This is a genomic window from Megasphaera sp. UBA4233, assembly GCF_002395615.1.
GTDB lineage: Bacteria > Bacillota > Negativicutes > Veillonellales > Megasphaeraceae > Megasphaera > Megasphaera hexanoica.
Genome location: NZ_DGXL01000009.1, coordinates 1 through 244 on the forward strand (window position 1 = coordinate 1; position 244 = coordinate 244).

Below are 244 nucleotides of genomic sequence, written 5' to 3' on the forward strand. Positions count from 1 at the left end.
TTGGTACCATCGGTCACGTTGACCACGGCAAAACAACATTAACGGCTGCTATTACAAAGGTCCTTTCCGAAACGGAAGGCTGCAAAGCTCAGTTTGAAGCATATGCTGATATTGATAAGGCTCCGGAAGAACGTGAACGTGGTATTACGATCAACACGGCACACGTTGAATATGAAACTCCGACCCGTCACTATGCACACGTTGACTGCCCGGGGCATGCTGACTATGTCAAGAACATGATCAC

1 protein-coding gene is annotated in these 244 nt (G+C 48.0%); it reads left to right on the forward strand.

Going from position 1 to position 244, the window contains the following annotated elements; translation table 11 throughout:
- Nucleotides 1–244 (forward strand): GTP-binding protein (locus tag B2U90_RS01925; RefSeq protein WP_292016985.1); only part of this gene is annotated, 244 nt, incomplete at both ends.